The organism is Providencia sp. JGM181, from assembly GCF_018257375.1.
GTDB lineage: Bacteria > Pseudomonadota > Gammaproteobacteria > Enterobacterales > Enterobacteriaceae > Providencia > Providencia lanzhouensis.
Map to the genome: position 1 here is coordinate 1 of NZ_JAERJY010000183.1, position 5,792 is coordinate 5,792.

At 39.9% G+C, this 5,792-nt stretch carries 6 protein-coding genes; all 6 read left to right on the forward strand.

All coding sequences use genetic code 11. The features are described 5' to 3' along the window. Positions 1 to 277: 277 nt before the first annotated feature. The 6 genes from JK188_RS16065 (at position 278) to JK188_RS16090 (ending at position 5,770) form a co-directional block, all read left to right on the forward strand. Positions 278 to 856, forward strand: coding sequence for a fimbrial protein (locus JK188_RS16065; protein ID WP_036955392.1), 579 nt, complete (start codon positions 278 to 280; stop codon positions 854 to 856). A 101-nt stretch (positions 857 to 957) separates the two neighbouring features. Beyond that, positions 958 to 3,438: a fimbria/pilus outer membrane usher protein gene (locus JK188_RS16070; protein WP_249216034.1), complete on the forward strand. Its 2,481-nt coding sequence runs from the start codon at positions 958 to 960 to the stop codon at positions 3,436 to 3,438. A gap of 34 nt (positions 3,439 to 3,472) precedes the next feature. Then, positions 3,473 to 4,210 carry a fimbria/pilus periplasmic chaperone gene (locus JK188_RS16075; protein WP_211887907.1) on the forward strand — a complete coding sequence of 246 codons (738 nt, stop codon included), beginning with the start codon at positions 3,473 to 3,475 and terminating at the stop codon, positions 4,208 to 4,210. A gap of 11 nt (positions 4,211 to 4,221) precedes the next feature. Further along, the gene (locus JK188_RS16080; protein ID WP_211887906.1) at positions 4,222 to 4,713 is read left to right on the forward strand and encodes a fimbrial protein; all 492 of its coding nucleotides are present in this window, start codon (positions 4,222 to 4,224) and stop codon (positions 4,711 to 4,713) included. A gap of 11 nt (positions 4,714 to 4,724) precedes the next feature. Next, positions 4,725 to 5,219, forward strand: a complete 495-nt coding sequence (locus JK188_RS16085) for a fimbrial protein (protein ID WP_036955377.1) — start codon at positions 4,725 to 4,727, stop codon at positions 5,217 to 5,219. Continuing rightward, positions 5,219 to 5,770 (forward strand): fimbrial protein, encoded by a 552-nt coding sequence (locus JK188_RS16090; RefSeq protein WP_211887905.1) that lies wholly within the window; start codon positions 5,219 to 5,221, stop codon positions 5,768 to 5,770. The genes JK188_RS16085 and JK188_RS16090 overlap by 1 nt, the downstream gene beginning before the upstream one ends. The last annotated feature ends 22 nt before the right edge of the window (positions 5,771 to 5,792 follow it).

Consider the following 5,792-nt stretch of genomic DNA (forward strand, 5'->3'; position numbering starts at 1 on the left):
GTTCTATATCAATTTTAATTAATTAATGAATGACTCAGTAATTAATTTAGAAGTGAGAATGTTGGCTTAATGATTTCTGTTTTTTAAATCACATAAATGAGATGGAGCTCGTTTATATAAAAAAATCTCTAACCTGAATGAAATTCATCAAGTAGGAAAGCTAGAGGAATTTTTCAAGGGTGCACTGATTAAGTAAATGGACTTAATTTTGCATCAGTGGAAACAGGAAAGAGAAAAAGAGAAATAGCAGTTCCTACTCATTTAAAGGAAAACTTTTATGAAACTGAATAAATTAGCATTAACTCTAGCTTTAGGTTTAGGTGTTGGCGTTTCAGGTGTTGCTTTAGCTGCTGATCCAGTAGAAAGCTCACAAGGTGAAATCCGTTTTACTGGTTTCATTAACGACGTTCCATGTTCAATCGATGCTGACAACCTGAAGCAATTAGTTGAATTCGGCGAAATCGCGTTACATGAACTGACTTCTAACCAATTCCGTTCAGACAGCAAAGCGTTCGATATCGTTCTGAAAAACTGCTCTACTGAAACTTACAAAAACGCAAAAATCACATTTACTGGTTCTACAGTAAACGGTTTCCAAGGCTTCACTGGTGACTTACTGGGCTTAGGCGGTAAAGTTAAAAACGCTGGTATCGTAATCACTAACGGCGCTGACAAAATCGTTGAATTCGGTAAAGCATTCCCAGGTACTGGTGACGGCTACGCGTTAAACAATGGTGACGGTTCACAAACTACTCTGCACTTCGCAGCGTACGTTAAAGGTAACGAAGATCCAACTCAAAAAGCTACTACAGGTCGTTTTGACACTGTAGCTAACTTCAAAATTGTTTACCAATAATAGTCAGTTTCTATAGAGAACAATATGGCGTAGTCATACGCCATATTTCTTATATCGTCTTCACTGTATCTGTTTGTATAGGCGCATAGTTAATGAAAAGCATGAAGCTAAATCTAATTACAAAATTAATGCTTTTAATGTTAACGCCAATGGTTGCATTCTCTGAAGAGGCCGTTGATTTTAACACCGACTTCATTGATTCTGAAGGTAAAGAAAACGTCGACTTCAGTAAGTTCTCTCACGCCAACTATGTCCCTCCTGGGGATTACTCTTTAGCGATTGAAGTTAACCGCGCTAAAGTTTCTATGGAACAACCTATCACCTTTTTTAATCCTAATTACGACGACAAAGTTTCGTTGGCATGTGTCACGCCTGAAATTTATGCATTATTGGGATTAAAAAAGGAGTGGAATAACCAAGTCAAATGGTTAGATGATGGAAAATGTTTGGATATTCGTTCAGTTCCGGATATGACCATTCAAGGGGATTTGGCAAAGAACGTTGTACAGTTCAATATTCCTCAGGCCTACATGGAGTACTCAGACCCTGATTGGGACCCACCATCTCGTTGGGATGACGGGATCATGGGTGCATTTATTGACTATAACGCGACAGGACGCGTTGTTAATAAACAAACCGGCGATAAAGGAACGAAATCAGGTCTGACGGCCACAGGGACAATGGGTGCAAACTTCGGTGCATGGCGTTTGCGTGCCGATTGGCAAACTCAAAATGGTGAGCTGAATAAAGGCAGTAAATCATGGTCTTGGAACCAATTGTACGCCTATAGAGCGATTCGTTCACTGAGCGCTCGTTTAACGCTAGGTGAACAATATTTAACCTCTAATTTATTCGATAGTATTCGTTATCTTGGTGCAAGTATAGAAACCAACGAATCCATGTTGCCACCTCGCTTACAAGGCTATGCGCCTGAAATTGCGGGTGTTGCAAAAACGAATGCGACAGTCATGGTAAAACAAGATGGTCGTATTATTTATCAAACAGAAGTTAGTCCTGGTCCATTCCGTATTCAGGATGTGAACTCATTCGGTGGCGGTACGCTGGATGTAGTGATTCAAGAACAAGATGGCACAACAAGCAGCTATCGAGTGGAAACCTCTCGACTGGGTACGTTGACACGCCCTGGTCAGCTGATTTATCAATTTGTGATGGGTAAACCGACAAAAGATGACCATGATACTCAAGGCCCTGCATTTAGCATGGGATCGCTCTCTTGGGGGGCGACAAACAATATCACGGTTTATGGTGGTTTACAGGCATCATCTGAATATCAAAACGTTGCATTTGGTTTAGGTCGTGACTTTGCGCCATTTGGTGTTTTATCTGGAAACATCAACATTTCTCGCGCGCAAATGGGGCGACTGGATGACAATGAAACGTTAACCGGTAACTCTTATAACCTGACGTATTCTAAGCAGTTTGATGAAATTAACAGCCAGATTACGTTTGCGGGCTATCGATTCTCTGAACGAAATTATATGTCAATGAGTCAGTTTATTGACCGTCGCTATAAAGGCGATAAGGTCGATAGCGGTAAAGAACTTTATACCATTATCTTTGGTACGGCGTTCCCTGATTATAACGCCAATATGTATTTAAACTATTCGCACCAAACCTATTGGAATAGAGCATCAACCAACCAGTATAACTTTACGCTTTCAAACTATTTTGATATCGGCAAAGTTAAAAACATCAGTCTGAGCTTAACGGCATATAAAACGAAATCACGCGACAATGATGATGATGGTATTTATTTAAACCTCATGATCCCATTAGATAAAAATGAGTCGAGCATAAGCTATTCAGGTTCTTATTCTGGGGGGAATAACTCCAATAACGTTAACTATTATAGCCGAATTGATAATCGCTCCTCTTACTCAGTGTCTGCAGGTAACTGGGATAAAGATAAAGTCACGACTGCGGGCACATACAGTTACGATGGCGATAGAAGCCAGCTGAATTTGAGCGGTACCTATATTCAGGATAACCAAACCGCCGTTTCTATGCAGTTAAAAGGCGGTATGACAATGACGGGTGAAGGTGGCGCGATACACCGTAATAACTCAATTAGTGGCGGATCAAGAATATTAGTCGATACTAATGGTGTCGCAGATGTACCCATCTTAAATGGAGTAACACCAGTGAAAACCAACCGTTACGGTAAAGCCGTGATCACTAGTGTGATGGACTACAACCGTAATAATTTAAATATTGATCTGAAAAATGTGCCGGACAATGCAGAAGCGCTGCAATCGACACAGTATGCAACCCTGACAGAAGGTGCCATTGGTTACCGTAAATTTAATGTCATCACGGGTGAAAAATTAATGGGAATTATCAGCTTAGCTGATGGAAGCTACCCACCATTTGGGGCTTCAGTGAAAAATGCGAAAAAAATAGAAGTCGGAATTATTTCAGATAAAGGTTTTGTTTACTTAGCGGGTGTTAACCCATCAGAGTCGCTTGATGTGACATGGGGTGATGATACGTCATGTCATATTCAACTGCCTGAAAAATTAGATAGCAACATGGAGCACGATGTTTTACTGCCATGTAAATAATTAAAAAAAAATTTTTAACGTCAACGGTGAAAATATGAATTTATTAACTAAACGCAATGCAGTCGCTATTTTAAGCGCCTCATTACTGGCTCAATCAGCTTATGCAGCCATTGCTATTGATAGAACTCGTGTGATTTACAACGAGGGCGATAAATCAGTGAGCGTTGGTTTGAGTAATGAACACAAAACTAGCCCTTATTTGGCGCAAGCATGGATAGAAAACGATAAAGATGAAAAAGTAAATTCTCCCTTTATTGTGACGCCACCGGTACACCGACTTGAAGCGGATTCAAAAAGCCAAATTAAAATTCAGTCTGTGCCTGCTATTGCTAAATTACCGAAAGATCAGGAAAGCGTTTATTACCTAAACGTGCGAGAAATACCACCGCGCAGTGAGAAAGCCAACGTATTACAAATTGCGTTACAAACAAAAATTAAACTGTTCTATCGTCCCGCTGCGATTGCAACGAAAGATAGAATGGAAACTATTCCTCAAGAAAACGACATCAAACTGGTGAAACAGGGTAGTGGATATATCGTCAAAAACCCAACCCCTTATTTCTTGTCAGTAACTAAATTAAATAAAGGTAAGACAGAAGTAACTGGTTTTGAACCTATTATGGTTCCACCTCGCGGTGAAATGAGTTTAGGAAAAAGTGCAGGGGATATCGGGACATCACCAACCTTAGTATATCTCAACGATTTTGGCGGTACGATTGATTTGAAATTTAACTGCAGCGCGGTTGAGTGTTCTGTCGTACCTAGAAAATAAGGTCTACCGCTATGATGTCTATTAAAAATTTAGCCAAGGTATTATTGATATCATCGACTCTTTTTACGTCAGGTGCCCTTGGGTTTTCAGGCTACCTGTATGTAGAAATTAAAGGTGTCGTCTTATCCAAACCCTGCCAGATTAATAATGGACAAGCCATAGAAGTCGATTTTGGCGATGTCATGACAACGCGTATTGAAGGTGAAATGTATAAACAGCCAATGGACTACACCATTACCTGTAAAGACGGCGTTCAGCCAAAATTGAATATGTATATTGACGGCACGCCCGCTGCATTTGACCAGCGGGTGCTTAAAACGAGTGTCGATAATCTCGGTGTCCTTTTTAAGGCGGATACCAGCGATTTCCCATTAAAAACTAGGCGTGCCTTTAACTTTGCATCACCGACTAAATTATTTGCGGTGTTGGTGAAGAAAAGTGGTACTGATTTGCCAGCGAAAGCCTTCACGGCTAATGCGACACTCAAAGTTGAGTATCAATAAGGGTGATAAACATGCGGGACATTTATAAGCTTATTGGGGTGTTTTTACTGTTTATCTTATTCCCTTTCTCTTCAACGGCGAGAGATAACGAAACAGACATTCTGATTAAAGGTAATTTAATCACGCCGCCACCGTGCCATATTGATAATGGTAAAGATATTGAAGTGGAATTTGGTAACGTTTCCATTAAATCCATTCAAGGTAATGCTCAAAAGAGACAAGTGAATTACCAAATCCAGTGTGAAGAAAACAAGAACAACTGGGCCATGTATTTAACATTAAATGGCGCAAAAAGTGCATTTGATACTAATGGGTTGAATACAGGAATTACCAATCTTGCGGTTAAATTTCAACTGGGCGATCAAACTTTAGATTTAGGCAAAAAATATTTAATTAACCCAAGTAACCCTGGGGTACTTTGGGCTGTATTGGTTCGTGATGGTAATAAAGAGCTGAAAACGGGCGACTTTATTGCAAACGGAACCATGCTAGTGGAGTACCAATAATGAATAAGAAAATACGTTTTGGAATTTTATTTGCATTACTGGGAAACCTCGCTGCGGTAGCAACGATGCCTGCACAAGCCGCGCAGAATAATATGAAAATCAAAGGGACGCTGGTGAACGCACCTTGTGTGGTGTTACCAGAAAATTCAAAGGTTGAAGTCGATTTTGGTGATATCCGACTGTTGGATATCTATGAGCCGGGATTTCAATTTCCGAATGAATCCTTCACGTTAGTGTTGTCAGATTGTGATTTGACCATTGCGCAAAAGTTGAAAGTAAAATTCTCAGGAACTGAAAACTTACTGTTGCCAGGTTCCCTCGCGTTGACGGGCAGTGATTTAAACCCTGGATTAGGTATTTTTATTGAGTTAACCGATGGAACCCCGATGAAAATTAACCAATTTTCATCGCTAATGCCAATCAGTAAAGCAGGTAAGAATGAATTACAGTTTAATTCATTTATCAAAGCGACATCGGATGTTGTGAATAATAAACAAGTGAAAGTCGGTAAAATATCAGCTACTGCAACATTTATATTTGAGTACGAGTAATTTTATTATCAAAGCATATTTC

Coding starts and splice junctions, on each gene's coding strand:
- JK188_RS16080 (WP_211887906.1), top strand. CDS start 4,222: ATGATGTCTATTAAAAATTTAGCCAAGGTATTATTGATATCATCGACT.
- JK188_RS16090 (WP_211887905.1), top strand. CDS start 5,219: ATGAATAAGAAAATACGTTTTGGAATTTTATTTGCATTACTGGGAAAC.
- JK188_RS16085 (WP_036955377.1), top strand. CDS start 4,725: ATGCGGGACATTTATAAGCTTATTGGGGTGTTTTTACTGTTTATCTTA.
- JK188_RS16075 (WP_211887907.1), top strand. CDS start 3,473: ATGAATTTATTAACTAAACGCAATGCAGTCGCTATTTTAAGCGCCTCA.
- JK188_RS16065 (WP_036955392.1), top strand. CDS start 278: ATGAAACTGAATAAATTAGCATTAACTCTAGCTTTAGGTTTAGGTGTT.
- JK188_RS16070 (WP_249216034.1), top strand. CDS start 958: ATGAAGCTAAATCTAATTACAAAATTAATGCTTTTAATGTTAACGCCA.